This is a genomic window from Gordonia sp. (in: high G+C Gram-positive bacteria) (assembly GCF_047600385.1).
In the GTDB taxonomy this organism is placed as follows: domain Bacteria; phylum Actinomycetota; class Actinomycetes; order Mycobacteriales; family Mycobacteriaceae; genus Gordonia.
Genome location: NZ_JASGKZ010000001.1, coordinates 1475524 through 1500745, shown reverse-complemented (window position 1 = coordinate 1500745; position 25222 = coordinate 1475524). Strand labels below are relative to the sequence as shown.

Here is a 25222-nt window from a genome sequence, read left to right as displayed (position 1 = left end):
CGTCCGGCGACCTAGACTGGCTTCATGAACGCTGAGATCACCGTGAACGAAAAGGTCCCCGCAGGAGGAAAGACGGCCGTGGTGACCGGTGCGAGCTCTGGCATCGGTGCGGCCACCGCCCGCGCCCTGGCCCGGGACGGCTACCGGGTGGTGCTCGGCGCACGCCGCACGGACCGGATCGAGGAACTCGCCGCGGAGATCGGCGGCCGGGCGATGTACCTGGACGTGACCGATGCGGCCTCCGTCGAACGTTTCACCGGCACCCTCGACCGCGTCGACGTCCTGGTGAACAACGCGGGCGGCGCCAAGGGACTCGCCCCGGTGAGCGAGGCCGATCTGGACGACTGGCGCTGGATGTGGGAGACCAACGTCGTCGGCACCCTCCGCATGACCAAGGCCCTCCTGCCCGCGCTGATCGCGTCGGGCGACGGCCTGATCGTGACGGTCACCTCGATCGCCGCCCTGGGCACCTACGACAACGGCGCGGGCTACACCGCGGCCAAGCACGCCCAGGGCGTCCTCCACCGCACGCTGCGCGGCGAGCTGCTGGGCGAGCCGGTGCGGCTCACCGAGATCTGCCCCGGCATGGTCGAGACCGAGTTCTCCCTGGTCCGCTTCGACGGCGACGCCGAACGCGCCGACCGGATCTACGAGGGCCTCACGCCCCTGGCCGCCGACGACGTGGCCGACGTGATCGCCTTCGTCGCGTCGCGCCCGCCGCACGTCAACCTGGACCAGATCGTCCTCAAGCCGCGCGACCAGGTCGACGCCCGCCGCAACGTCAAGACCGGATAGGAGCCGGCGGCGACATCGTCACTCGTGAGGGCCGCCTCGCGGTTTCATTCGCGTGTCGCCGGTACCGTTCCTCCGGACTTCGGGATGTCCGCCACACACGCGGGAAGCTCGATCCGACGGTCGGGGTCCTCGGCCATGATCCGCCAATGGATCGCCCCGAGGTCCGCGGAGAGCAACGTCGGAAAATGCCCGGGTTCGACCACTTCGGTCACGAGGATCGCGTACGACAGGTCGTCCGTGAAACCGCATTCGGAGTTCAAGCGTTCGTAGTATTCGAGCTCCAGACACACCCCGCACACCCGCGACGTGTCGTAGACGGTGCGGAAGACCACGACGACCCAGCCGCCCGACGACCACGCCGACAACGCCTCGACGTCCCATCTCACCATCGCCGACGTGCCGCCGACGAAGATCTCTCGAATCCTCCGCACGACGGCGGCGGCGCGCTCCTCCCGACTCACTGCGCGCACGACCGGCCGATACGAGGCTCCGACCCCGAGCGCTCACCGTGTGCGCGGTCGGGCTCAGCCGTCGGACGGCGGAGTGCACGGCCTCCGCGGCGACGGGGTCGGCCGGTCAGATCGGCCGGAATCCCGCACCGACTCGGCCGTAGCGGTTCAGCGAGGCGAGCAGACCCGTCATGTCGGTCGCCACCATCGGGCTGAAGAGCAGGGAACCGCCGCCCGGGCACGGGTACGCCTTGCCGCCGACCTCCTGGCCTCCGTTGAGCATGCCGACGACGCGACCGCCGTGCAGTACCGGGGCACCGGAATCACCCGGTGCGGCGCACACGTAACCGGTCGACACCGAGCGTCCGCCCTGGAGCACCGGACCGCAGGTGAAGCCGGTGGTGGCGCCCAGCTTGCAGACGTCGGCGCCGAAGCCCGGGAACCGTCCGACGCCGTCGATCCGGGCCCGGCCGACCGATCGCACCGGACGCACCCGGGTCGGGTTCAGGGTCACCAGCGCGATGTCGCTGTTCCGGTTCAGCGCCGAGACCCGGCCGATCACCCCGGCGCTCCGGTTGTTCCGCAGCGCCACGGTGTAGCTCCCGCCCTGGGTGCAGTGCGCGGCGGTCAGGCCGAGCAGGCGGCCGCCGCGATCGCGCCCGACGGTGGTCATCGTGCACGTGTACTTGCCGCCGAGGACGATGGCCGAGCCGCCGCCCACGGTGGCCCGCGGCGCCGCGTCGGCGTGACCCGCCGCGAGGTGCATCGGCACCAGTGCCGTCAGGACGACGATCAGGGCCGCCAGTGCCCGTCGGAGGTCGATCATGTTCCACCTTTGCGGGATACGAATACGAATCGGGTCGATACCCTACCCAGAACCGCCGGCGAATCCGAACCTCGACCTCACAGCGGCAGTCGGGAGGAGAGCTGGAACACACCGGAGAAGGGCGACCACCACGGTGTTCACCCGCCGTCCGGGGCCGGGATCTCCGACCTGTCAACCCCGCTGTGCACAGGACCGGACGGTATCCACAGACGGCCCGAAATCCTTGAAACGGACCGGCGTTTCGCGCATAGAGTCCTCTCATGAGTCGGGGGATTCTTCAAGAACAGCGTCAAGAACAGATCAGCGACGGCATGCTCCTGCAGGCCGCGGCACGGGGAGACGGCGGCGCGTTCGCGACGCTCGTGGAACGCCATAAGAGCTATCTCTGGTCCATCGCCTTGCGGACCACGGGCGACTGCGACGACGCCGAGGATGCGCTGCAGGATGCGTTGCTCAACATCTTCCGCACCGCGGGCACCTTCCGCCGGGACTCGTCGGTGGTGGTCTGGATGCACCGCGTGGTGGTCAACTCCTGCTTCGACCGGCTGCGTCGCCGGCGGACGCACGCGGCCGATCCGTTCCCGGAGTACGACAACGATCTGCCGGACGAGGCGACCGCGGACTTCACCGGGAACGTCGACCTCCGCCTGTCGATCGGCCGCGCGCTCGACGTCCTGCCGCCGAGTCAGCGCGCGGCGATCGTCGCCGTCGACATCGAGGGCCGCTCGATCGAGGAGACCGCTCTGCGGCTGGGGGTGCCGCCGGGCACGGTCAAGAGCCGCTGCGCCCGCGGCCGCGTGAAACTGGCCCTGGTCCTGGGCCACCTCCGCGACGACCGCTGACCCCGCGTCACCCGGCAGCACGCCGACGCAGCACGCCGCCAGGGCACGTCGCCGGGGCACCGAGGGGCTCGGAGCCGGGGTTCGGCGGCTACTCGTCGAAGCCGGCGAGGACCTGCGCGGTGCCGGAGAGACCGAGCCGGGTGGCGCCCGCGGCGATCAGTTCGGCGGCGAAAGCCGCATCCCGGATCCCGCCGCTGGCCTTGACGCCCGCCCGGTTCCCGACGGCCTCGCGCATGATCCGCACCGCCGCCACGCTCGCCCCGCCCGCGGGGTGGAAACCGGTGGAGGTCTTCACGAAGTCGGCGCCGCCGTCCACCGCACGGCGGCACACCTCGGCGAGCCCCTCCGGGCCGATCTTCTCCAGCAGCACCGCCGACTCGACGATCACCTTGAGCACCGCGTCCCCGGCGCCCTCGCGCACGGTCACCACGTCGGCGAAGATCTCGTCGTACCGTCCGTCGACCGCGGCGCCGACGTCGATCACCATGTCGATCTCCCGTGCCCCCGAGTCCACCGCCAGGCGGGCCTCGGCGGCCTTGACCAGCGAGTGGTGCTTGCCGGAGGGGAAGCCCACCACCACGCAGGTGCGCTGTTCTCCGGTGTCGATCGGCAGCATCGACGGCGAGAGGCACACCGCGTGCGTACCGAGCCGGGCCGCCTCGGCGACGGCCGCCTCGGCGTCCGCACGGGTCGCCTCCGGCTTGAGCAGAGTGTGGTCGACGAGGGCCGCCACGTCGGCCCGGCGCAGGTTGGTTTCAGTCACGGTGACGAGCTTGGCACACTGGATCGGGTGAACGCCGCCGACACCACCACCGCCCCCGACGACGGGCGCCGCTACGTCCTCACCCTGGGCTGCCCCGACACCACCGGCATCGTGGCCTCGATCTCCGGATTCCTCGCCGAGATCGGCGGCTGGATCACCGAGGCCGCCTACCACTCCGACGAGACCTCCGGCTGGTTCTTCACCCGCCAGTCGATCCGCGCCTCGTCGGTGGACCTGGCCGCCGAGCAGGTCCGCGAGCGCTTCGCCGCCGTGGCCCGGCAGCTGGGGCCGGAGACCGAGTGGCGACTCACCGACACCGGCGAGACCAAGTCGGTGGTGCTCCTGGTGAGCAAGGACAGCCACTGCCTCCTCGACCTCCTCGCCCGCGCCGAACGCGACGAGCTCCCCGCCCGGATCGAGGCCGTGATCGGCAATCACCGCGACCTGGAGTCGATCACCACCCGCTTCGGGATCCCGTTCCATCACGTGCCGTTCCCGAAGGACCCCGAGGGCAAGACCGCCGCCTTCGCCCGCGTCCGCTCACTGGTCGACGTCCACGACCCCGACGCGATCGTGCTGGCCCGCTTCATGCAGATCCTGCCCGCGGACCTCTGCGCGGACTGGGCCGGCCGCGCCATCAACATCCACCACAGCTTCCTGCCGAGCTTCGTCGGCGCGCGGCCCTACCACCAGGCCTTCGAGCGCGGCGTGAAGCTGATCGGCGCCACCTGCCACTACGTGACGGCCGACCTCGACGCGGGTCCGATCATCGAGCAGGACGTGAGCCGGATCAGCCACGAGCAGTCGCCGACCGACATGGTGCGGTTGGGCCGCGACATCGAGACGCTGGTGCTCTCCCGCGGCGTGCGCTGGCATCTGGAGGACCGGGTCCTGGTGCACGGCCGCAAGACGGTCGTCTTCGCCTGACCCCGCCGCCGGCGGGCTTCGACACGGTCTCGTCACTGCGTTCCTCGTCCGGCTCAGCCGGCTGTCGGAAGCTCCCCACGCAGAGAGGGGGTCACCTTCCAGTCTGCTGTCAGCACCACTGCGCTCGGAGGGTGCGTCTTCCAGCGTCGGGTGCCCCTCCGCGCTCGGAACGGTCCCACCGGATCCGTCGGCTGAGCCGGGTCGCGAACGCAGTGAGCGGCCCGTGTCGAAGCCTGGCCCCACCGGCCGAGATCTCGACTCCGCTCGATCAGCGAAACGACGCTCGATCAGCGAAACGACGCTCGATCAGCGAGACGACGTTCAATCGTCGAGACGATGTTCGATCAGCGAGACGACGCTCGATCGTCGAGACGACGCGCAATCAGCGAGACTCGCTCGATCAGCGGGACGACGCGCGACTACCGAGTCGCCGCTCATGCAGCGAGACGACGCACGACCGTCGGGGCGTCGAGTGCGAGGTCAGGCGCACTGGGAGGTGCCGGTGTTCCCGGGAGCGCCGACCGAGGCGGCCTGCATGTTCACGTCGTCGCCGGCGAAGTGGAACGACATCCCCTTGTCGTTCGCCGTCAGGTCCTGGACCTCGATCTCGTCGAACAGCGGGCCGAGCATCGCCGTGGTCACCTGATCCACCAGCTGCTGTGCGAAGTCGTTGGGCAGGCCGATGCCGAGCGCCTTGGCCTCCTGCACCTGGAAGTCGACGCGACCGTCCTCGGCGACCGGCTTCAGGACCACCGACGCCGGGATGGACAGGAACATCACGCGGTAGCTCGATGTGATGCTGATGGTGCCGTCGTCGTTGCCCTCGATGCTCTGGATGCTGATATCGCCGCCGGAGTCGTTCCCGGTGAGCTCCTGCACCCGGTCGTACGGCACGTAGGCCTCCCCCTGCAGGTTTTTCACGGTCCGGCCGTCGCGACTCACGTCGGAGGCGCGGGCGTGCAGCCGCATCTCGAGTGCCGGAGGGGGCGTCGTCGGTGTCGACCTGCACCCAGGCGACGGTGCCGCTGACCCACGCGAAGAGCAGCGGGCCGCGCGGCACGGACACCGTCGTGGAGGTGCCGGTGAGGTCGGAGAAGGCGCCCTCCAGGCACCCGGTCACCTTGTTGCGCAGATACAGTTCGGTGCCGACGCCGCCGATCACCGCGAGCAGCAGCACCGCGGCGGTCACCAGTCCGACGGTGCGCCACCGCCGCGACTTCGACTGCGGCGAGACCGGCGCGGCATCCGCACGACGATCCGTCGCGGAGTAGGCCTCCGCCCCCGGAAGCTCCTCCTCGTCCGGGAACACCCGGGTGACCGGACGGGTCGGCGGGCGACTCCCGCCGACGCCCGCCGCGGCCGGGGCGATCCGCGCCTCGGAGCCGAACGGATCGGTCGCGTGCCGATCGGTGTCCTGCCGATCGGCGTCGTCGGGTCCGGGAGCCGGAAGCACCGGAAGTTCGTCGGTGGTCGGCGCCTCCGGAGCGATCTCGGGAGTCTTCGGGTCGGCGGCCGCGTGGCGGTTCGGGACGTCGGCGTCGCCGGTCCCCGGAGTCGAATCGGTCATCTGCCTCTAGTCCGTCGGGTCCGCCCGCGGGATGTCGCGCCGATTGGCCAGAACGGCCGACGCGGCACGCGCCTTCCCGACGACGGACAGGTCGATCTCGTGGACTCCGAGACTGGTCTCGGGGCCGTGAACTGCGACCACGCTACCGAACGGGTCTGAGATTCGGCTATGACCGATCCCGGTGGGGGCGGTGCCGCCCGCCGCCTCCGGATCGTCGGGCAGAGCCTGTCCCACGGCCGCCACGAAGGTGGCGCTGTCGAGGGCCCGGGCCGAGGCCAGCAGTTCCCACTGCTCCTGCTTGCCGGGGCCCGCACCCCACGAGGCGGGCACGGCGATCAGCTCGGCACCGCGCTGCGCCAATTCCACGAAGAGCGCCGGGAAGCGGATGTCGTAGCAGGTGGCGACGCCGACCCGGTGTCCGGCGATCTCCACCGTCACCGGTTCCGCGCCGGGCGCGACGGTGCGCGACTCGGTGAACCCGAAGGCGTCGTACAGATGGATCTTGTCGTAGCCGCGGACCGGTCGGCCGGGGACGGCGATCACCAGGGTATTGGCGATCCGCCCGTCCGCGGCGGGGGTGAACATCCCGGCGATCACCGCGACGCCGGTCCGCTGCGCCACCGCCGCCACCCCGCTCGCCCACGGTCCGTCGAGGGGTTCGGCGACGTCCCGCAGCGGGACCCCGAACCGGCACATCATGGCCTCGGGGAAGATCACCAGATCGGCGTCGTCGGCCGCCGCCCGTTCGGTGAACTCGGCGACGAGCGCCAGGTTCCGGTCCGGGTCGGTGCCCGAGTTGCACTGTGCGATCGCGACTCTCACAGCAGCGAGTCTAGAGGAGGGACGGCCCGTGGTCGGCCGTCGACGAGCACCCGGAAGCGCTCCGGGGCGGGTCTACCAGTACTTGGTGGACTGGTCGGACGACCCGGTGGTGCTGATGAGCTTCGCGAAACAGTGGTCCCGGTCGAAACCGTTGGTGCGGCACCAGGTGTTCGCGCTGTCCGGATCGGAGAAGCCGCCGGCCATCACGGTGACCCACCAATCCGAGTGCGTGAACACCGTCCAGTCCGAGCTGTTGAGCAGACGACTCTGCGGGAAGCGGGCGCGGAACTCCTCGTGTTCGGCCAGGATGTCGGCCTCGGACCAGTTCTTGCCGTCGGCGAAGATCCCCGGCCGTTTCGCGCTCAACTGCGCGGTCCACCGATTGTTCAGGCTGCCGGTCAGCTCCCCGGCGTCCTGCTGCACGATCTGCCGCAGACGCGTCGCCGGATCCACCGTCTCCGTCTCCGTGGCCGTCTCCGCGGCCTGCGTCGAGCCCGACTGGGCCGGGCCCGCGGTGTCAGCGCCGTCGTCGCGCCCGAGCCACAGCCACGCCAGGACTCCGCCGGAGATCAGGAGGAGCACCACGATCACCGCCAGCAGGATCTGCGTGCTGTTCCCCGATCGTCCGGCCGGCGGCTGTCCGTAGTGCCCGTACTGGGGATACCCGCCGGGAACCGGGTACGCGCCGGAGGGGACCGGGCCGGTCGGATACGGTGCCGACGGGTACTGCCCGGACGGATACCCACCCGGCACGTACGGGGCGCCGCTCGCGGTGACGCCGTACGCCTGTGCGGGATCCGCCGGCGGCGGCCAGCCGATCTGCGTGGAGTCGTAGGCGGGATCGGGCTTCTCCAAGGACACCGGCTGCCCGATCTGCGTGGAGTCGTACGCCGGATCCGGCGTCGCCTGCGCCTCACCGGACGGATGCCGATCGCCCGGGCCGTCGGAGTGGTTCCATGAATCGGTCATGGGGCCGATGCCAGGAGACGAGCACCCTCGATGCCGTCAGCCGTTCGGACGAACCGCCGACCACGGGACGGTCAGCAGATTGTCGACGCTGCGGCCGCGCACCGGGCGCAACGGCACCCCTTCGGCGACGAGCAGGTCCCGCGCCGCCCGCCAACGCTGGCGCGGACCGAAGGGTTCGTGCCCGGCGGCGCGGTCCCAGCAGCGGTCCGCGGCGGCGAGGAGCGCGTGCACCGGTTCTCCCGGAACGTTGCGATGGATCAGCGCCTTCGGCAGCCGCGGCGCCAGGTCGGACGGTCGCTCGGTGTACGACGGCGCCCACGCGAGCGTCAACTCGATCGGGCCGTCGGCGTCGAGCAGGATCCAGCACGCCCGGCGGCCGATCTCGTCGCACGTGCCCTCCACCAGGAGACCGCCGGAAGCCAGGCCCGCGCAGATCTGGTCCCACGCGGCGGGGACCTCGGCCTCGTCGTACTGGCGCAGCACGTTGAACGCCCGGACCAGGTGGGGACGCAGTCCGGCGAGTTCGAACCCCCCGAGCGCGAAGCGGACGCCGTCACGCGGTGCGGCGATCCGGTCCGGATCGATCTCCAGTCCCACCAGCTGCAGGTCCGGGACCACCGCGCGCAGGCGGGCGGCCATCTCCAGCGCGGTGTCGGGGCGCGCCCCGTAGCCCAGGTCGACGGCGAGCGGCGCGGCCGCGTCGTCCAGCACCGCGCGGATCCTCCGATCGGCGGCCATCCACCGATCGACGCGCCGCAACCGGTTCAGGTTGGTGGTGCCGCGGGTGATCCGCCCCTCCGGGCGGAGACCGGCCCTAGGAGAGATTCTTGTCCACCCACGACTTGGAGTACTCGGCCTCCGCGCGGAACAGGTCGACCAGGTTCACCAGCATCAACTGCTCCAGCTTGCCGTTGATGAACGGGATGAAGACCCGCACCTCGGTGGTCTTGCGGAGCGTGCAACCGGTGTCGGTCGGGATCAGCAGCTGCTGCCCCTTGAGCGAACCGGGACCGGCCGGGATCGACGCGGCGTAGGTGCCCTCGGTGCTCTCCGGGTGCCACGTCGAGAGGGTCTCGACGCGGGTGATCACCATGTCCCGCTTCATCACGGTCTGCGCGATCGGCGGCAGCATCTCGCGGGTGAGCGCCTGTTTGAGCACCACCCGCATGCCGTCGTCTCCGGAGGAGAAGTCCTCGATCTCCGAGATCGGCGTCAACATGCGGAAGCCGTCGACCAGATCCTGCCAGTAGCGTCGGTCCATCTGCGCTTCGTAGAGCTTCTCCGCAGGGAAGTCGAAACGCGCCGAATAGCTGAGCCGTCGTGCCATGGAGATTCAGGGTAACGAGCGCGGCGCCCCGAGAGAAATCCCGTGGCGCCCCGGCCCGGAATCAGCGCTCGTGGATCTCGACGGTGGCGTCGCGCTCGGCGGTGAGCAGGTGCTCCAGCTGCGCGATGACGGCCTTCTCGATCTTGCCGCCGACGAACGGGATCGACACCTCGCAGCGACCCGAGTAGACGGCCGACGCGGGGTTGCCGCTGATGATCACGTCGCCGTGGATCTTGGCCGGAGCGCCCGAGACCGAGGCCTCCATCTGCCCGATGATCTGGTCGCCCGCGTTCACGAACTCGATGGTGCGGGGGATCTCGACGTCGCCCGGTCGCACCGCGGTCACCACCGACGGAAGCTCCTCCTCGCCGACGCCCTGCTTGGTGGTCACCGCGACGCGCGTGCCTTCGTGGCTGAAGCTCACCACGCTGCCGTGTTCGGCGTTGGTGCGCTCGATGAGGTCGCGCCAGTACTGCTCGGTACTGATCAGACCCCACATCGTCGCGACGTCGAACGGATAGCTGACCGAATAGTCGAAGTTGCTCGCCATGCCGCTCAGGCTACCGTTAATCGGGTGAGCAATCCGCAACCGACCACTCCGCGTCTGGCCGAGCTGACCACCCTCCGACTGGGCGGCCCGGCCCGCGCGGTCCACCACGCCCGCGACACCGAATCGCTGATCGCCGCCGTCACCGGATGCGATGCCGCCGACGAGCCGGTCCTGCTGATCGGCGGCGGCTCCAATCTGGTGATCTCCGACGACGGTTTCCCCGGTACCGCGATCGTGGTCGCGACGTCCGGCATCGAGTTCGGCACCGAACCGCGCGACGACGTCCCGACCCCGTACGTCACCGCCGACGCGGGCACCGACTGGGACACGCTGGTCGCGCGCACCGTGGACGAAGGCTTCGGCGGCCTGGAGTGCCTGTCCGGCATCCCCGGCGCGGCGGGCACCACCCCGGTGCAGAACGTCGGCGCCTACGGCGTGGAGGTGGCCGACCGGCTGCGCGGCGTCCGGCTCCTCGACCGCGCCACCGGCGAGACCTCCTGGGTCGGCCCGGAGTCGCTGGGCCTGGCCTACCGGACCAGCCGACTCAAGGGCCGGGACGAGGCGGTGGTCCTGGCCGTCTCGTTCTGGTTGAACGACGACGCCGTCTCCGCCCCGATCCGGTATCGCGAGCTGGCCGGGGCGCTCGGCATCGACGAGGGCGGCACCACGGACGCGGCGCTGGTCCGCGAGCGCGTGCTGGCGCTGCGCGCGAGCAAGGGCATGGTGCTCGACGCCGCCGACCACGACACCTGGAGCGCGGGCAGCTTCTTCACCAACCCGATCGTCGACGACGCCGAGCTCCCCGAGATCCTGGCCCGGATCCGGGAGCGGCTGGGCGAGGACGTCCGCATCCCGCGGTTCCCCGCCGACGGCGGGGCGAAGCTCTCCGCCGGCTGGCTGATCGAGCGGGCCGGATTCGGCCGGGGGTTCCCCGGGCCCGACGCTCCCGCGCGCCTGTCCACCAAGCACACGCTGGCGCTGACCAACCGGGGTGCGGCGACCACCGCGGACCTGATCGCGCTGGCCGCCCGGGTGCGCGACGGCGTGCACGCGGCGTTCGGCGTCACGCTGCACCCGGAACCGGTGTTCGTGGGCTGTTCGCTGGACTGAACCGCGCGCCGTGGGGGCTCACCGGTCGAGCCCCCACGGTGATCGAATCCTTTCAGCGGTCGAGCCCCTTAGGTGGTCGAGCCCCTTCCGCGATCGAATCCTTACGGTGGTCGAGTCCTTGCGCTGGTCGAGTCCTTGCGCTGGTCGAACCCTTCCGCTGATCGAGTCCTTGCGGTGGTCGAACCCTTCCGCTGATCGAGTCCTTGCGGTGGTCGAAGTGCTTTCGCTGATCGAGCGGAGTCGAGATCCCCCGGTGCTCGACCGCTGGTCTCGACTCCGCTCGACCAGCGAGAGAAGACCACTCGACCAACGAGAGAAGCCCCCCCGACCAACGAGAGAAGACCACTCGACCAACTGGAGAAGCCCCCCGAGCAGCGAGAGAAGACCGCCCGATCGACGGGAGAAGACCGCCCGTCCGGCGAGAACCGGGTACTCAGCCGGGAGTCCCCGGCCTCAGACCGACGTCCTCAGACCGATGCGAGGATGTCGTCGATCAGCGTGTTGAAACTGGAGGCCCGCTCGATCGGGACCATGTGGCCGGCGCCGGCGTAGGTGAGGTACTCCAGCAGCACCCCGTTCCGGTCGAGCACCTCGGCCATGAAGTCCGAGTGCTTCGGCGGGGTGAGCAGGTCGCGGTCGCCCACCACCACGGCGGTCGGCACCGACAGCGCCTCCAGTCCGGCGACCACGTTCAACCGGTATATCGCCGAACCCCACGCCGCGCGCGACTTCGCCGAGCCGCGCGAGATCATCTCGTCGGTGAAGTCGACGTGCGCCGCCCGCGCCTCCGGACCCAGTGCCAGGTAGTGCGTCAGTCGGCTCGTCATGCCGTTGCTCGGCAGCGGCAGCGGCGTGGAGACGAAGGCGCGGCCGACGAGCGGCATCACCGGATCGGTGAACCGCGGTCGGCTCGCCGGAGTGAGCGCCTGCTCCTGTACCACGTCCCGCGGCGTCGTGGACGCCAGGACGACGGCGGCGATGCGCTCGTCGACCCCCGCGAACTGCTTGGCCCACGACATGATCGCCGTGCCGCCCACGCTGTGGCCGACCAGCACCGCCCGCTTGCCGCGCGGCAGCAGGTGCGTGAGCACGGCTTCGAGGTCCTGGCCGAGGGTGTCGACGGTGACCCGGGCCCGCCCCATCTCCGAGAGTCCGTGGCCGCGGTGGTCGTAGGCGATCACGGGGTGCTCACCGGCGAAGCGGTTCACCTGTGGGTTCCAGACCCGGGTGCTGCAGGTCCAGCCGTGGACGAAGACCAGCACCACGTCGCTCGGATGATCCTCCAGGTCCAGGCTCACCTCCGCGTGCAGCAGCGAGCCCTCGGCCGTCGGCACCACCGTCGAACGCATCAGATGACCGGGGTTCACCAGCAGCGGGTCGGGGCCGTCGTCCACCGGGCGCGGGTACCTGGTCGCGGCACGGACGATGCCGCCCACCACCACCGCCACGTCGCCCACCACGAGACCCGCGGCACCGGCGCCCGCCAGTCCCACACGCTTGCGCCGGGATCTGCGTCGTCCCGAGTGGACTTCACTCACCATCGTTGTCGCCTCCGCCGTCGTAGAGCTTGTTCGCCTCCCCGATCGCGCGCGAGATCTCCAGATCCAAGGCTTTGGCGAAGGCGGTCTCGACGATATCGTGTGCCATGGGGCGAACGGTCTGAATCAGTTCAGCGAGTTCCAAAGCGGACTTCTCGCTCATCTCGAAGAGATTCTCGTCGAAGTACTTGTCGGTGATCATCGAGACGAAACTGCGCGCCACGTCGGACAGATCCGCCTCGACCCGGATCCAGTGGTCGAGCAGTTTCTCGATCTCGATACCGCCCTTGACCAGGGTCTCCGCGCCTTCGAGCAGTTCCGGGTTCCGGACCACGAACTGCGGCCCCTCCTTGGCGAGCAGACCGAGCTTCTGGCTGAGGTTGATGGCCCGATCGCTGGCGTTGAAAGTCCGCCGCAGTTCGGTGAGGGTGATGTTCGCGACCCGTTTGAAGTTGCGCAGCCGCCCGCCGCGGGGCTTGTCGCGCAGCACGTGCTCCACCTTCATCCCGTGGCTGGCGGCGATGAGCAGTTCGCTGATGGTGGCGAAGGTGTAACCGCGTTCGAGCAACCGGGAGATCAGGTTGAGACGGACCAGGTGATCCTCCGTGTACCAGCCGGTGCGTCCGCGCACCTCGGGCGGCGGAAGCAGGCCGCGATCCTGGTAGACGCGGATGTTTCGGACGCTGATGCCGGAGACCTCCGCCAGCTCGGTGATCCGGTACTCGGTCACCGGCCCATCCGGGTGCTCATGCAGCCTTCCGGAACCACGATTTGCCCTGGATCTCGTCGACCCGCGGCCGCACCTCGGCGAGGTACACGCCGATGCCGACCACGGCGGCCAGGTAGAACAGGCCCAACGGCGAGATCAGCACCTGTCCGGCCTGCAGCAGCGCCGCGGCGAACGTCGACACGGCCAGGACGGCGACCCAGAACACCTTGCTCTTGGTGTCCACCGCGGGAAAGGCGTCCGGGCGGGTCGACACCGCGTGGACCAGCGCCACCGATCCTCCGATCACGGTCGCCACCGTGATCGCTATCAGCAGGAGGTCGACGATCCCCATCACGATCTGCCCAACAGTCACGGGCACCACTCTACCGGCGGTCGTGCGCAGGCTCTCCGGCGGAACCGCCCCGAGCCGTGCGGCTCACCGGTCAGTGCGACGATCCGGGATCCGAGTCCGTGATCGCGGGCCTCCCCGCCCCCGGTTTCTCGGCCGACTGCTTCGCGGCCGATGCCTCGTCCGCCGACGACTTCGGGGCGGAGGCTCCCGACGTCCGTGTCCCCGCCGGCTCCGACGCGGTTCCGGCCTGGCTCGCGGTGTTCTCGTTCCGGAACGAGTCGTAGATCTCCAGGAGCATCTGCTTCTGTCGCTCGTTGATGAAGGTGTCGACCAGCAGCGCGTCGCGCACCGGGCTCGCCGGACGCTCCTCCAGGATCCCGGCGCGGACGTAGAGCACCTCCGCCGAGACGCGCAGCCCCTTCGCGATCTGGGCGAGCACGTCGGCCGACGGCTTGCGCAGTCCGCGCTCGATCTGGGACAGGTAGGGGTTGCTCACTCCGGCCCGCTCGGCCAGCTGCCGCAGCGAGACCTTCGCCGCCATCCGCTGGGTGCGGATGAACCCTCCGATGTCCTGTGCAAGGTCTGCGGCGACGGTGGTGACGGGGTCGACCGCGGCCTCCGGGACATCGTCGCCGGTCACCGTCGTCACGTCCGCGATCGTCGTGACCCGATCCTCGTCGTTGTTGCTCACCGGCACCTTCCTCTCACCGTCCAGTATCCCGAACGACTGCTAGCAAGTGCAAGCACAGGGGGAGGAGTGCGCCGCACCGCCCGGTCAGTGGAAGAGCAGCACCGACACCGTGTAGATCACCAGGCCCGCCAGCGAGCCCACGACGGTGCCGTTGATCCGGATGAACTGGAGGTCTCGACCCACCTGGAGCTCGATCTTGCGACTGGTCTCCTCGGCGTCCCAACTGCGCACGGTCTCGGTGATCACCGAGATGATCTCGGCGGAGTAGTTCACCGCGAAGTGCCGGGCGGCCCGCGCGATCCAGCGGTTCATCTTGTCCTGCAGCGGCTGGTCGTCGCGGATCTGCACCGCCAGCCGGGTCACCGCATCGGCGAGCGACGACCGCAGGATGGAGTTGGGGTCGGCGAGCATCTGCTCGATCACGCCCTTGGCGGCCTGCCACGCGGTGGACGCGGCACCGGTCACCTCGTCCCGGCCCAGGAGCTCTTTCTTGATCTCCTCGAACTTGGCGATCATCATGTCGTCGTGCTGCAGGTCGTCGGAGAACTGCTGGACGAACTCCATGATCGCGATCCGCAGCGGATGCTCCGGATCCGCGCGCACCTTGTAGGTGAACTCGGTCAGTTCGCGGTAGATCTTGTCGCCGACCAGGTTGTTGACGAATCGGGGCGCCCAGGTCGGGGCGTCGTCGTCGATCACCCGGTCGATCAGTCCCTGGCTGCCCAGCGACCAGTCGTGCGCCTGATCGCAGAGGAGCTGCATCACCGGCGCCAGCCGGTCCTCGTCGACCAGTTGCTCCAGGATCCGACCGGCCGGCGGCGCCCACAGCGGTTCGGCGGCCCACTTCATCACGGCCTGGATGAACGTCTCGACGTCCTCGTCGCGGATCATCTCGGCGACGAGCCCGATGGCGCGGGAGGCCTCGGCGTTCACCCGGTCGGCGTTGCCGGGGTCGGCGAGCCAGGTGGAGATGCGGCGCGGCAGGTCCACCGACACCGCCCGCTCCTCGATCACCTCGGGCGTCATGAAGTTGTCCTCGATGAAGCCGCCGAGCTGCTCGCCGATCTCGTCCTTCTTGCGCGGGATCAGCGCGGTGTGCGGGATCGGCAGGCCCAGGGGCCGCTTGAACAGCGCGGTCACCGCGAACCAGTCGGCCAGGGCGCCCACCATGCCCGCCTCGGAGGCCGCACGCACGTAGCCGACCCACGCGGCGACGTCCGCGCCGTCCCGGTGTTCGAGCCAGCGGGTGAACAGATAGATGACTCCCGCGCCGATCAGCAGCGAGACCGCGAGCAGCTTCATCTTGCGTAGGCTCCGCAGCCGTTCGGCGTCGGGCTCGGTGAGGCCGGCGGGAAGGTTCGACGTGGGAGGCGGAGAAGACACGGTCGTCGTCATCACACCAGTGTCGCCCATCGTCGTCGACGACGGCGGGAACACCCGCGGAAGTCGCGTGGATCCCGCGGGCCGGGCCCCGGGATGCGTCCGGCCCCGCACCGTGACGGTGCGGGGCCGGAGCGGGCGCTCAGCGGCGCCGGGTGTGCGCGGAGGCGACGATCACTTGGTGGTCTTCGCGGCGGCCTTGCGAGCCGGAGCCTTCTTGGCCGGGGCCTTCTTGGCGGCGGTGGGCTTCTTGGCGGCGGGCTTGGCCGGGGCGGCGGCTTCCGGCTTGCCGGCCGGGGTGGCGACGGCGCGGACCTTGGTCTCCACGGTCTCCACGGTCTCGTCGATCTTCTGCGCGGCGGCCTTGGCCTCGGCCTTCACCTTGGCACCGGCGTCCTCGATCTCCACGGCGGCCTCTTCGACCTTCTCCGCGGCCAGACCGGCCAGCGACGCGGCGCGCTCGCCGACCAGGCGGGTCTGCTGCGACACGACCTCGACGACGCCGCCGGTCTTGTCGACGGCCTCGCTGTACACCTTGCCCACGCGCTCCAGGTTCTCCTGGACCACCGGCTGGGTGCGCAGACGCTCCACGGCGCTCTCGCCGCGCTCGGCGAGGTTGTTGTAGAAGTCGGTGGCGCGCTCGACGTACGGGGTCACGACCTTGGTCAGCTCGTCCTTGGTGAGCTTGCCGCGGATCTCCTCGACGTTGCCCTTGAACTCCTCGACGGTGAGCTTGCTCTTGAGCTCCTCGACGTTGAGCTTGGCCTTGAGCTCCTCGACGTTGACGTCGGAGGGCAGCTCGGCCAGACGGGTGCGGGTCTCGGCCAGCCGGGTCTGAGCGGCCTCGGAGCGCGTCTTGAGACGGTCGAGGGCTTCCTTGGCCTCCTGGACGACGACGTCACCGGCGCCGAAGGCGGCGTAGACGGGGGTCGGGAGGGTGCGTTCGGTGGTGCTCATGGCGACTCCTTCGTTTCGATCCGCTCTCTCCTGTGGGGGCCCACAGTCCTTGGATCGGTCGTGCTTGCCTCCACCATCATGCCCCACGCTGCTAGCTATAGCTAGCATTCTGTTAGCAATAGTGGTGCAACTCACCCGATAGAGTCGCCTTCTACCAGGACTTTCATCCTGATTGTAAGTCTTGTTGTGCTAGCAGGAAGGTGCTAGCAGAGTGCTTGCTCGCCCTTTCAGGGGCGGGTCGACGACGCGTCGTACTCGTAGAAGCCGCGGCCGGACTTCTTGCCGAGCCGACCCTCGTCGACCATCCGGACCAGCAGCGACGGCGGACCGTAAAGCGGCTCGTCGAACTCGTCGCACATCTTGTCCGCGATCGCCTTGACCGTGTCCAGGCCTACCAGGTCGGCGAGCTTGAGCGGCCCCATCGGGTGCGCACACCCCAGCACCATGGCCTTGTCGATGTCCTCGACCGTGCTGAACCCGCTCTCGACCATCCGGATCCCGGACAGCAGATAGGGCACCAGCAGCGCGTTCACGACGAACCCCGAGCGATCCGCCGACCGGACCACCTGCTTGCCGAGGACGTCGTGCGCGAAGGCGGCGGCCCGCTCGGCGGCGGACCCGCCGGTCTCGGCGGTGGTGACCAGCTCCACCAGCGGCAGCACCGGCACCGGGTTGAAGAAGTGCAGCCCCAGCACCCGCCGGGGGTCCCGGGTCGCCGCGGCGAGCACCGCGATCGGGATCGACGACGTGTTGGAGGCGAGCACCGCCGCCGGATCGTCGAGCACCCGGTCGAGTTCGGCGAAGATCGCGGTCTTGACCGCCTCGTCCTCCACCACCGCCTCGACCACCAGGTCGCGGTCGGCGAAGTCGTCCAGACTCCGGGTGAAACCGAGTCGCCGCACCGCCTGTTCGCGTTCCCGCTGCGTGAGCTTGCCGGACGAGACGCCGCGGTCGAGGGATTCCAGGATGCGCGCCCGGCCCGCCGCCGCCGCTTCCCGGGTGGCCTCGTAGACCAGCACCGACACTCCGGCACGAGCGCACACCTCGGCGATCCCCGAGCCCATCTGCCCGGCGCCGACGATGCCGACGCGTGCGACCTTGTCACCGGTCATCCGATTCACTCCTGCGTTCCGTCCCGGCCGCCGGCCTCGGTGAGAGGACCGGCAGAGACGACGATCCCGGGGCGGCGAGGGTGTTCCCCTGCCGGCCCCGGGATCGTCATGTGTCTACCTCATGAAGAGGAGGTGTGGTTCCTAGTGGAACTGGCCCTCTTCGGTCGAGCCCTTCAGGGCTGCGGTCGAGGTGTTCGGGTCGACCGTGGTGGCGATCTTGTCGAAGTAGCCGGCGCCGACCTCGCGCTGGTGCTTGGTGGCGGTGTAGCCGCGCTCCTCGGCGGCGAACTCGCGCTCCTGCAGGTCGACGTACGCGGTCATCTGCTGACGGGCGTAGCCGTGAGCCAGATCGAACATCGAGTAGTTGAGGGCGTGGAAGCCGGCCAGGGTGATGAACTGGAACTTGAAGCCCATGGCGCCCAGCTCGTTCTGGAACTTGGCGATGGTGTCGTCGTCCAGCGACGCCTTCCAGTTGAAGGACGGCGAGCAGTTGTAGGCCAGCAGCTGGTCCGGGAACTCGCTCTTGACCGACTCGGCGAACTTCTTGGCGACCTCGAGATCCGGCACGCCGGTCTCCATCCAGATCAGGTCGGCATACGGAGCGTAGGCCTTGGCGCGAGCGATGCAGGGCTCGATGCCGTTCTGGACGTTGTAGAAGCCCTCGGAGGTGCGCTCACCGGTGATGAACGGACGGTCGCGCTCGTCGACGTCCGAGGTGATCAGGGTGGCGGCCTCGGCGTCGGTGCGGGCGATGACGACGGTCGAGGTGCCGGCGACGTCGGCGGCCAGGCGAGCCGAGGTCAGGGTGCGGATGTGCTGCTGGGTCGGGATCAGCACCTTGCCACCGAGGTGGCCGCACTTCTTCTCCGAGGCCAGCTGGTCCTCCCAGTGGGTGCCGGCGGCGCCGGCCTGGATCATGGCCTTCTGCAGCTCGTAGACGTTCAGGGCGCCGCCGAAGCCGGCCTCGCCGTCGGCGACGATCGGGACGAGCCAGTTGTCGACCGAGGTGTCGCCCTCGACGCGCGAGATCTCGTCGGCGCGGAGCAGCGCGTTGTTGATGCGGCGGACGACGGCCGGAACCGAGTTGGCCGGGTACAGCGACTGGTCCGGGTAGGTGTTGCCCGACAGGTTGGCGTCGCCGGCGACCTGCCAGCCCGACAGGTAGATGGCCTTCAGGCCCGCGCGGACCTGCTGGACGGCCATGTTGCCGGTGAGGGCGCCCAGAGCGTTGATGTAGGAGTCGTCACCCTTGGTCACGCCCTCCCAGAGGATCTCGGCGCCGCGCTGCGCGAGGGTGTGGTCCTCGACGACGTTGCCCTGGAGCTCAGCGACCTGCTCGGCGGTGTAATCGCGGGTGATGCCCTTCCAGCGCGGGTTGGTGTCCCAATCCTGCTGGATCTCCGCGGCGGTACGGGGCTGTCCGACGTTGCTCATAAGCCTTCGCTTTCTGTTCCACTGCCCTTCGGCAGCGCTTTCCAATGTCCGGGCTCCCCGTCTTGCGAAGCTGGGAAGACCCCGAGGCAATGCCTGAAGACACTGTGCCATACGGCAAACATGCAGGTCCAGCCCCATCTGGCTGCAAAACGCGTCCAGATTCCTGCACGATTTTGCAAATCTTGTAAATTTGGATAGGTGACCCGGCTTCGCAAGATCTTCAAAAAGTACGCGCGTACTGGGAAAACATGTAACCGGCGGGTAACAATCGCGGACGCGCACGGCGCACGACGCGCACCCCGGGCGCAGGCGCCCTCGCGACCCGAGTGCCGGACATCACACCCGGGGTCGAAAGACCCGGAGACCTCCGTCTCCGGCCCCCGGACGGCGGCTCAGTTCTCCGCGTGGGCCACCGCGTCGTCGACCAGTCGCAGGAAGTCCGCCTCGCTCATCGGCGGTTCGATCCGCTTCGGCGCGGCGGACGACGTGTTGGTGTTCGCCGAGGCCACGGTGATCTGCACGGTGACCACCTCCCCGTGGGGCCGGCGCAGCAGGAGATTCGCCAGCAGCGCACTGCGGACCCGCACCTTCCCGTCGGTCAGCGTCGTGACCGACTCCGAACGCACCACCAGGCCCTGTTCGACGGCCTCCGACGACGGCGACGGCAGTTCGCTGGACGTGGTGACGATCCGCGCGCCGGCGAGCGTGCCCCTGGTGGGACGGGCCTCCACCACGCGGCACCGGCCCGTCGTGGCGCGGCGGTCGGCGTCGATGTCCCGGCGGACCGACGAGACCACCTCCGAGAGCGTCGCCGACGCCGCCTCCGCCACCAGCAGCGCGGTGTTGTCGGAGGTCATCAGGGGACTGAACGCCTCGTCGGCGGTGGGACGGCACTCCGCGGGGGCGAAGGTCACCGACGCCGCCTGTTCCAGCGTGCGGCGGTTGCCGCCGATCAGGGAGGTGACGTCGGCCGGCGCCACCGCGAACCCCTCGGGCAGGTACTCGGCCCCGAGCACCAGGGAGCTCAGCGCCCGCGGCGCGGGATCGTCGTCGCCGCAGGCGACGAGGCCGAAGAGCACGGCGGTCAACGCGAGGACCGGGACGACGCGACGGCGACCCGACGAACGGCGGTTTGACGAACGGCGGCTTGACGAACTGCGGCCGGAAGAGAAGCCGGAAGAGAAGATCGACACGCGGCCACCGTACCGACCGCGCCCGGAGAGGACGCCCGATGAGTAAGACCTACGTCGGTTCTCGGCTGCGCAGCCTGCGCGGCGAACGCGGCCTCTCACAGCAGGACATGGCGCGGACGCTGGGGATCTCGGCGTCGTACCTGAATCAGATGGAGCACGACTCCCGGCCGCTGACCGCCTCCGTCCTGGCCCGGATCAGCGAGGTCTTCGGCATCGACATCGCGTTCTTCGACCCGCACGACGACGTCCGGCTGATCGCCGAGATCCGCGAGGCGATGCTCGACGAGGACCTCGAATCCGATCCCGCCGCCGCCGACCCCGCCGAGATCAGCGCCATGGTGAGCCGCCACCGGACGATGGCCGAGGCGATGGTGAACCTGCACCGCCGGTTCCGGATGGTGTCCGACCAGCTCGCCGCGGCCACGTCCGGCCGCAACGACCAGGGCCGCCGCGGCACCATCAGCGCACCGCACGAGGAGGTGCGCACCTACTTCTCCAACCGCCGCAACTACATCCACGAGCTCGACGTGGCCGCCGAGGAGCTCACCGCCCGGATGCGCATGCACTCGGTGGACATCCGCACCGGCCTCACCGACCGACTCGAAGACCTGCACGGCGTCCGCATCAACCGGCGCGTCGACCTCGGCGACGACGTCCTGCACCGCTTCGACGCGGCCACCCGCCAGCTCGACTTCGCCGCCGCCCTCTCCCCCGGCCAGCGCACCTTCCGGATCGCCGCCGAACTGGCGTACCTGGAGTTCGGCGACCTGATCGACGAACTGGTGGCCGACGGCGCCTTCACCACCGGCGACGCCGCCGCGCTGGCCCGCCACGGCCTGGCCAACTACTTCGCCGCGGCCGCGATCCTGCCGTACGGGCAGTTCCACGGCGCCGCCGAGGACTACCGGTACGACATCGAGCGGCTCTCCGCGTTCTACGCCGTCTCCTACGAGACCGTCTGCCACCGGCTCTCCACCCTGCAACGCCCCAATCTGCGCGGGGTGCCGTGGACGTTCGTCCGGATCGACCGCGCGGGCAACATGTCCAAGCGGCAGTCCGCGACCAGCTTCCACTTCTCCGCCAGCGGCGGCACCTGCCCGCTGTGGAACGTCTACGAGACCTTCGGCTCGCCGGGCAAGATCCTCACCCAGATCACCGAGATGCCCGACGGCCGCGAATACTTCTGGATCTCCCGGACCGTGGAACGCCGGGCCGCCCGGTACGGACAGTCACCCAAGACGTTCGCGATCGGCATGGGCTGCGAGCTGCGGCACGCCGGCCGGGTGGTCTACTCCGACGGCCTGGAGCTGGGTCCGCAGGCCGCGGTGACCCCGATCGGCGCGGGTTGTCGGGTGTGCGACCGCCCCAACTGCGCGCAACGCGCGTTCCCGCCGCTCGGCGCGAGCCTCACCATCGACGAGCACCGGAGCACCGTCTCCCCGTACATGTCGAGCGAGGGATGACCCGGTCTCGACTCCGCTCGACCAGCGAGGAAGAGCGCTCGGCCGGCGAAAAACGAATCTCCTTCGACGGTCGAGCCCCTTTCGATAGTCGAGCCCCCTTCGCCGGTCGAGCCCCCTTCGCTGGTCGAGCGGAATCGAGACCCTCCCCTTTCAGCGGTCGAGCCCTTTTCGATGGTCGAGCGGAGTCGAGACCAGCGTGAACTCCTCGATCGGCGGGAGTTCTCGGCTACCGTCGAGGACATGAGCACCCCACGCGTCTCGCCCGGGCACCTGCGCGAACTCGGCCCGATCAACTGGGCCATCGTCCGGGCCATGTCCCTGGCGACCGGCACCGACAACGCCCACATCTTCGCGACCCTCGGGCGGAGCAAGGGCCTGTTCCGCGGGTGGCTGCACTACTCCGGCCGGATGATGCCCTTCGGCGAGCTCTCCCGGCGCGAGACCGAGACGGTGATCATCCGCGTCGCCCACCTGCGCGGCTGCGAGTACGAGCTCGACCATCATCGTCGTCTCGGCGCCAAGGCCGGGATCACCCCCGAGATGTACGAGCGGATCCTCGAAGGCCCCGACGCAGGCTGGGGCGACCGCGAGGCCACGCTGCTCCGCGCCGCCACCGAACTGGTCACCGACCGGGACATCTGCGACGACACCTGGTCGGCCCTCCGGCGGCACCTGTCCGAACGCAAGGCGATCGCCCTGGTGATGCTGATCGGCCAGTACGACGGCCTCGCGACCACCATCGGCACCCTGCGCATCGAGCGCGACGAGTTCTGAACGGTCCCGCCATGACCTCGATCGCCGCGGCGCTGATGCACAACCGCGTCTTCTCCCGGGTGTACGAACACGCCTGGCGCCCGCTGTTCACCCGGGGGTTCAGCCTGGGCGGATCGTCGACCCTGGACTACGACCGCGCCCTCCGCGCCTACCTCGCGCGCCCGGGCGACCGGCGGATCCTCGACGTGGCCTGCGGTCCCGGCAACTACGCGCGCGACGCCGCGCGCGGTCTCACCGGCGACGGCGCCTACGTCGGCCTGGACTTCTCGACGGCCATGCTCGCGCAGGCGGAGAGCGGCAACCGGCTCCCGCGCGTCACCTTCGTCCGCGGCGACGCCCACCGCCTGCCGCTGCGCGACGACTCGTTCGACACCGTCGTCTGTCTCGCCGCGCTCTATCTGATCCCCGACCCGCTGCCGGTGCTCGACGAGATGGCGCGCGTACTGACCCCCGGCGGGGAGCTGATCGTCTTCACCTCGGTCCGCGCGTCGGTCGGCGCGCTGCCCTTCGCGTCGACCGCGGCGGGTCTGACCGGGCTGCGCGTGTTCGGCCGCACCGAGATCCTCGACCGGCTGCACGCGCTCGGGCTGGAGCACGTCGAGCAGACGATCACCGGGGTGGGCCAGTACGTGCACGCCCGCAAACCCGTGCGCTGACTCGGGTCCGCCGTCACCGCGAGCCCCGCCGGCCCCGGAGCCGGTCCGGAGCGCGGCGACGAACCGCGACGCAGGGTCGCCGCGCGTCCGCCCCGGCCGCACCCCGCGACGAGGACCGGCACGAAGTCGGGACCTACGGGCCTGGGTCGTCCCGGTGAGGCGAGGGTAAGTTTTAAAACGGAACACAATTCCTGCGAATCTAGGAGTCTCCGGTGACCGAGACCGACACCCCTGCCGACCTCCCGCTGAGCGACCGCAAGGACGAGGACATGCCCGGCCACTGGCTGCTCGCCCGGATGGGCAAGCGCGTCCTGCGTCCCGGCGGTCTGGAACTGACCCGCCACGTCCTGGCCGATGCGGGTCTGGCCGACGCCGACGTCGTCGAACTGGCTCCGGGGCTGGGCAAGACCGCGGCGGACATCCTGGCCGCGCACCCGAAGTCGTACGTCGGGGTGGAGTCCGATCCGGCGGCGGTGAAGCTCACCACGAAGGTCCTCAAACGACGCGGCACCGTCGTGCAGGCCGACGCCGCGAACACCGGGCTCCGCGACGACAGCCGTGACGTGGTGGTCGGCGAGGCCATGCTGACCATGCAGTCCGAGCGCGGCAAGGACGCCATCATCGCCGAGGCCTTCCGCGTGCTGCGCCCCGGCGGCCGCTACGCCGTCCACGAACTCGCCCTCGAACCGGACACCCTGACCGACGAGCAGAAGACCGAGATCCGCAAGGCTCTGGCCCGGGCGATCAAGGTGAACGCGCGCCCGCTGACCGAGGCCGAGTGGCGCGAACGGTTCACCGCCGCGGGCTTCGAGGTGGAGCGGGTCCGGTTCGCCAGGATGGCACTGCTGGAACCGCGCCGGGTGGTGGCCGACGAGGGTCCGTTCCGCACGCTCAAGATCGTCGGGAACGTGGCGACCCACTCCGATGCGCGCCGCCGGATCCTGGGCATGCGGAAGGTCTTCCGCAAGTACCGCCGGGAGCTCACCGCGATCGAGATCATCGCCCGGAAGCCCGCCGACGCGTGAGCGAGCAGCCCGCCTGGACCTTCCTCACCGGTCTGGCCGACCCGAACGACTCCACCCCGAACGACGACCCCGGCGGCCGCCCGAAGATCACCGTGCTCCACCGCGGCGAGACCGAGACGGTGATCCGGCTCGCGTTCCGGGCGGGCCAGCGGATGCCCGACCACACCGCGGCGCATCCGATCGTCGTCGTCGGCCAGACCGGCACGATCGAGTTCACCGTCACCGACGTCGTGAACGAGCTCGCCCCGGGTACCGCGATCCGGGTCGACGCCCGGGTCCCGCACTCGCTGACCGCCCGCACCAATGCGACCGCCACCCTGATCGTGGTCCACGGCCGATGAGCCCGCGCCAACGCGACCGGGTCCGCTCACTGGTCGCCGAGGCGGAGAACCCGATCGACGCGCACACCGTGGCGGCGGTGTTGAACATCCATGTCACCACCGCGCGCTTCCACCTGAACAACCTGGTCGACGAGGGCGCGGTGGCGGCCGTCGCCCTGCCGCCCGACGGGGTGGGTCGGCCGAAGGTCGGCTACCGCACGGTGGCGACGCCGCCGATCGACGACCTGCTGATCCTGCTGATCGCCCGCACCGGCGAGACCCCGGAGGCGCGGGAGACCCTCGCCGCCGACGTCGGCCGGGCCTGGGCCGCCGGGCATCCGCCCGCCGTGGACGTCGACATGCCGGATCCGGTGGTGGTGGCCGAGACCGTCCTGACCCGGCTCGGATTCACCGTCACCGGGGTGGTGAGCGCCTTCGGCAGTCACGAGATCACGCTGTGCGGCTGCCCGCTGCACGACCTCGAGCGCACACTCCCCGAGGTGGCCCGCGGCCTCGTCCGCGGCATCCTCGAAGGATCGCTGTTCGGCTCCGCGATCCTGCGGTCGGCCTACGCGGTGGACGTCCGCCCCGACCCGCACGCCGGGGCGTGCGAACTCCGGCTGAGCCTCGCCCCGGCGCCGGCCGACAGCCCCGCACTCTGAGCCGCGGCC

Annotated in this window: 29 protein-coding genes; 11 read left to right on the top strand and 18 right to left on the bottom strand. The window is 70.0% G+C overall.

The window, feature by feature from the left end; all coding sequences use genetic code 11:
• Positions 1-24 precede the first annotated feature (24 nt).
• Positions 25-795, top strand: a complete 771-nt coding sequence (locus tag QM809_RS06590; RefSeq protein ID WP_415045004.1) for an SDR family oxidoreductase — start codon at positions 25-27, stop codon at positions 793-795.
• A gap of 44 nt (positions 796-839) precedes the next feature.
• Here QM809_RS06590 and QM809_RS06585 read toward each other — a convergent pair whose 3' ends face one another.
• Complete coding sequence (locus QM809_RS06585) at positions 840-1265, bottom strand: hypothetical protein (RefSeq protein WP_415045003.1); 426 nt, start codon at positions 1263-1265, stop codon at positions 840-842.
• 106 nt (positions 1266-1371) lie between these two features.
• On the bottom strand, positions 1372-2070 hold the full coding sequence (locus QM809_RS06580; protein ID WP_415045002.1) for a S1 family peptidase: 699 nt from the start codon (positions 2068-2070) through the stop codon (positions 1372-1374).
• A gap of 260 nt (positions 2071-2330) precedes the next feature.
• On the opposite strand from QM809_RS06580, the gene sigM reads away from it, so the two are divergent.
• The gene (sigM, locus tag QM809_RS06575; protein ID WP_415045001.1) at positions 2331-2912 is read left to right on the top strand and encodes an RNA polymerase sigma factor SigM; all 582 of its coding nucleotides are present in this window, start codon (positions 2331-2333) and stop codon (positions 2910-2912) included.
• 88 nt (positions 2913-3000) lie between these two features.
• On the opposite strand, the gene deoC is transcribed toward sigM, so the two are convergent.
• Positions 3001-3675, bottom strand: a complete 675-nt coding sequence (gene deoC, locus QM809_RS06570) for a deoxyribose-phosphate aldolase (protein ID WP_415045000.1) — start codon at positions 3673-3675, stop codon at positions 3001-3003.
• A gap of 27 nt (positions 3676-3702) precedes the next feature.
• Here deoC and purU point away from each other — a divergent pair, with 27 nt between their 5' ends.
• Complete coding sequence (gene purU, locus QM809_RS06565) at positions 3703-4602, top strand: formyltetrahydrofolate deformylase (RefSeq protein ID WP_415044999.1); 900 nt, start codon at positions 3703-3705, stop codon at positions 4600-4602.
• 480 nt (positions 4603-5082) lie between these two features.
• Here the strand turns inward: purU and QM809_RS06560 are convergent, their stop codons facing one another.
• Positions 5083-5523 carry a hypothetical protein gene (locus QM809_RS06560; RefSeq protein ID WP_415044998.1) on the bottom strand — a complete coding sequence of 147 codons (441 nt, stop codon included), beginning with the start codon at positions 5521-5523 and terminating at the stop codon, positions 5083-5085.
• A gap of 74 nt (positions 5524-5597) precedes the next feature.
• Here QM809_RS06560 and QM809_RS06555 point away from each other — a divergent pair, with 74 nt between their 5' ends.
• Positions 5598-5873 carry a hypothetical protein gene (locus QM809_RS06555; RefSeq protein WP_415044997.1) on the top strand — a complete coding sequence of 92 codons (276 nt, stop codon included), beginning with the start codon at positions 5598-5600 and terminating at the stop codon, positions 5871-5873.
• Between the two features lie 302 nt (positions 5874-6175).
• On the opposite strand, the gene QM809_RS06550 is transcribed toward QM809_RS06555, so the two are convergent.
• The 5 genes from QM809_RS06550 to QM809_RS06530 all read right to left on the bottom strand — a co-directional run bounded on the left by QM809_RS06550 (position 6176) and on the right by QM809_RS06530 (position 9837).
• Complete coding sequence (locus QM809_RS06550; protein WP_415044996.1) at positions 6176-6991, bottom strand: carbon-nitrogen hydrolase family protein; 816 nt, start codon at positions 6989-6991, stop codon at positions 6176-6178.
• 72 nt (positions 6992-7063) lie between these two features.
• On the bottom strand, positions 7064-7960 hold the full coding sequence (locus tag QM809_RS06545; RefSeq protein WP_415044995.1) for a hypothetical protein: 897 nt from the start codon (positions 7958-7960) through the stop codon (positions 7064-7066).
• A 36-nt stretch (positions 7961-7996) separates the two neighbouring features.
• Positions 7997-8698 carry a class I SAM-dependent methyltransferase gene (locus QM809_RS06540; RefSeq protein WP_415044994.1) on the bottom strand — a complete coding sequence of 234 codons (702 nt, stop codon included), beginning with the start codon at positions 8696-8698 and terminating at the stop codon, positions 7997-7999.
• Between the two features lie 76 nt (positions 8699-8774).
• Complete coding sequence (locus QM809_RS06535; RefSeq protein ID WP_415044993.1) at positions 8775-9287, bottom strand: DUF2505 domain-containing protein; 513 nt, start codon at positions 9285-9287, stop codon at positions 8775-8777.
• A 61-nt stretch (positions 9288-9348) separates the two neighbouring features.
• The gene (locus QM809_RS06530) at positions 9349-9837 is read right to left on the bottom strand and encodes a DUF2505 domain-containing protein (RefSeq protein ID WP_415044992.1); all 489 of its coding nucleotides are present in this window, start codon (positions 9835-9837) and stop codon (positions 9349-9351) included.
• A 24-nt stretch (positions 9838-9861) separates the two neighbouring features.
• Between QM809_RS06530 and QM809_RS06525 the strand changes: the two genes are divergently transcribed.
• Entirely contained in the window at positions 9862-10947 is a 1086-nt protein-coding gene (locus tag QM809_RS06525; protein WP_415044991.1) for a UDP-N-acetylmuramate dehydrogenase, read from the top strand.
• Positions 10948-11414: 467 nt separating this feature from the next.
• Here QM809_RS06525 and QM809_RS06520 read toward each other — a convergent pair whose 3' ends face one another.
• The 9 genes from QM809_RS06520 to QM809_RS06480 form a co-directional block, all read right to left on the bottom strand.
• The gene (locus QM809_RS06520) at positions 11415-12488 is read right to left on the bottom strand and encodes an alpha/beta fold hydrolase (protein ID WP_415044990.1); all 1074 of its coding nucleotides are present in this window, start codon (positions 12486-12488) and stop codon (positions 11415-11417) included.
• On the bottom strand, positions 12478-13215 hold the full coding sequence (locus QM809_RS06515) for a MerR family transcriptional regulator (protein ID WP_415044989.1): 738 nt from the start codon (positions 13213-13215) through the stop codon (positions 12478-12480). The genes QM809_RS06520 and QM809_RS06515 overlap by 11 nt, the downstream gene beginning before the upstream one ends.
• 16 nt (positions 13216-13231) lie before the next feature.
• A complete protein-coding gene (locus QM809_RS06510) occupies positions 13232-13567 on the bottom strand; it encodes a DUF2516 family protein (protein ID WP_415044988.1) in 336 nt (111 codons plus the stop codon).
• 70 nt (positions 13568-13637) lie between these two features.
• Entirely contained in the window at positions 13638-14186 is a 549-nt protein-coding gene (locus QM809_RS06505) for a helix-turn-helix domain-containing protein (protein ID WP_415047027.1), read from the bottom strand.
• Between the two features lie 135 nt (positions 14187-14321).
• Positions 14322-15632, bottom strand: a complete 1311-nt coding sequence (locus QM809_RS06500) for a DUF445 domain-containing protein (protein ID WP_415044987.1) — start codon at positions 15630-15632, stop codon at positions 14322-14324.
• A gap of 159 nt (positions 15633-15791) precedes the next feature.
• Entirely contained in the window at positions 15792-16574 is a 783-nt protein-coding gene (locus tag QM809_RS06495) for a heparin-binding hemagglutinin (RefSeq protein WP_415044986.1), read from the bottom strand.
• A 227-nt stretch (positions 16575-16801) separates the two neighbouring features.
• Positions 16802-17686 (bottom strand): 3-hydroxybutyryl-CoA dehydrogenase, encoded by an 885-nt coding sequence (locus QM809_RS06490; protein ID WP_415044985.1) that lies wholly within the window; start codon positions 17684-17686, stop codon positions 16802-16804.
• Between the two features lie 141 nt (positions 17687-17827).
• Entirely contained in the window at positions 17828-19120 is a 1293-nt protein-coding gene (aceA, locus tag QM809_RS06485) for an isocitrate lyase (protein ID WP_415044984.1), read from the bottom strand.
• 392 nt (positions 19121-19512) lie between these two features.
• Entirely contained in the window at positions 19513-20199 is a 687-nt protein-coding gene (locus QM809_RS06480; RefSeq protein ID WP_415047026.1) for a hypothetical protein, read from the bottom strand.
• 152 nt (positions 20200-20351) lie between these two features.
• Here QM809_RS06480 and ramB point away from each other — a divergent pair, with 152 nt between their 5' ends.
• From ramB to QM809_RS06450, 6 genes are all read left to right on the top strand, one after another.
• Positions 20352-21776, top strand: a complete 1425-nt coding sequence (ramB, locus tag QM809_RS06475) for an acetate metabolism transcriptional regulator RamB (protein WP_415044983.1) — start codon at positions 20352-20354, stop codon at positions 21774-21776.
• 240 nt (positions 21777-22016) lie between these two features.
• Positions 22017-22550, top strand: coding sequence for a carboxymuconolactone decarboxylase family protein (locus QM809_RS06470; RefSeq protein WP_415044982.1), 534 nt, complete (start codon positions 22017-22019; stop codon positions 22548-22550).
• Between the two features lie 11 nt (positions 22551-22561).
• Positions 22562-23206 (top strand): class I SAM-dependent methyltransferase, encoded by a 645-nt coding sequence (locus tag QM809_RS06465; RefSeq protein ID WP_415044981.1) that lies wholly within the window; start codon positions 22562-22564, stop codon positions 23204-23206.
• A 269-nt stretch (positions 23207-23475) separates the two neighbouring features.
• Positions 23476-24231 (top strand): class I SAM-dependent methyltransferase, encoded by a 756-nt coding sequence (locus QM809_RS06460; RefSeq protein ID WP_415047025.1) that lies wholly within the window; start codon positions 23476-23478, stop codon positions 24229-24231.
• A complete protein-coding gene (locus QM809_RS06455; protein ID WP_415044980.1) occupies positions 24228-24572 on the top strand; it encodes a cupin domain-containing protein in 345 nt (114 codons plus the stop codon). Before QM809_RS06460 ends, QM809_RS06455 begins: the two co-directional genes overlap by 4 nt.
• On the top strand, positions 24569-25213 hold the full coding sequence (locus QM809_RS06450) for a hypothetical protein (RefSeq protein WP_415044979.1): 645 nt from the start codon (positions 24569-24571) through the stop codon (positions 25211-25213). The genes QM809_RS06455 and QM809_RS06450 overlap by 4 nt, the downstream gene beginning before the upstream one ends.
• Positions 25214-25222: the final 9 nt, after the last annotated feature.

Coding starts and splice junctions, on each gene's coding strand:
- QM809_RS06590 (WP_415045004.1), top strand. CDS start 25: ATGAACGCTGAGATCACCGTGAACGAAAAGGTCCCCGCAGGAGGAAAG.
- QM809_RS06580 (WP_415045002.1), bottom strand. CDS start 2,070: ATGATCGACCTCCGACGGGCACTGGCGGCCCTGATCGTCGTCCTGACG.
- sigM (WP_415045001.1), top strand. CDS start 2,331: ATGAGTCGGGGGATTCTTCAAGAACAGCGTCAAGAACAGATCAGCGAC.
- QM809_RS06545 (WP_415044995.1), bottom strand. CDS start 7,960: ATGACCGATTCATGGAACCACTCCGACGGCCCGGGCGATCGGCATCCG.
- QM809_RS06540 (WP_415044994.1), bottom strand. CDS start 8,698: ATGGCCGCCGATCGGAGGATCCGCGCGGTGCTGGACGACGCGGCCGCG.
- QM809_RS06535 (WP_415044993.1), bottom strand. CDS start 9,287: ATGGCACGACGGCTCAGCTATTCGGCGCGTTTCGACTTCCCTGCGGAG.
- QM809_RS06530 (WP_415044992.1), bottom strand. CDS start 9,837: ATGGCGAGCAACTTCGACTATTCGGTCAGCTATCCGTTCGACGTCGCG.
- QM809_RS06520 (WP_415044990.1), bottom strand. CDS start 12,488: ATGGTGAGTGAAGTCCACTCGGGACGACGCAGATCCCGGCGCAAGCGT.
- QM809_RS06500 (WP_415044987.1), bottom strand. CDS start 15,632: ATGACGACGACCGTGTCTTCTCCGCCTCCCACGTCGAACCTTCCCGCC.
- QM809_RS06495 (WP_415044986.1), bottom strand. CDS start 16,574: ATGAGCACCACCGAACGCACCCTCCCGACCCCCGTCTACGCCGCCTTC.
- QM809_RS06490 (WP_415044985.1), bottom strand. CDS start 17,686: ATGACCGGTGACAAGGTCGCACGCGTCGGCATCGTCGGCGCCGGGCAG.
- aceA (WP_415044984.1), bottom strand. CDS start 19,120: ATGAGCAACGTCGGACAGCCCCGTACCGCCGCGGAGATCCAGCAGGAT.
- ramB (WP_415044983.1), top strand. CDS start 20,352: ATGAGTAAGACCTACGTCGGTTCTCGGCTGCGCAGCCTGCGCGGCGAA.
- QM809_RS06470 (WP_415044982.1), top strand. CDS start 22,017: ATGAGCACCCCACGCGTCTCGCCCGGGCACCTGCGCGAACTCGGCCCG.
- QM809_RS06465 (WP_415044981.1), top strand. CDS start 22,562: ATGACCTCGATCGCCGCGGCGCTGATGCACAACCGCGTCTTCTCCCGG.
- QM809_RS06460 (WP_415047025.1), top strand. CDS start 23,476: ATGCCCGGCCACTGGCTGCTCGCCCGGATGGGCAAGCGCGTCCTGCGT.
- QM809_RS06450 (WP_415044979.1), top strand. CDS start 24,569: ATGAGCCCGCGCCAACGCGACCGGGTCCGCTCACTGGTCGCCGAGGCG.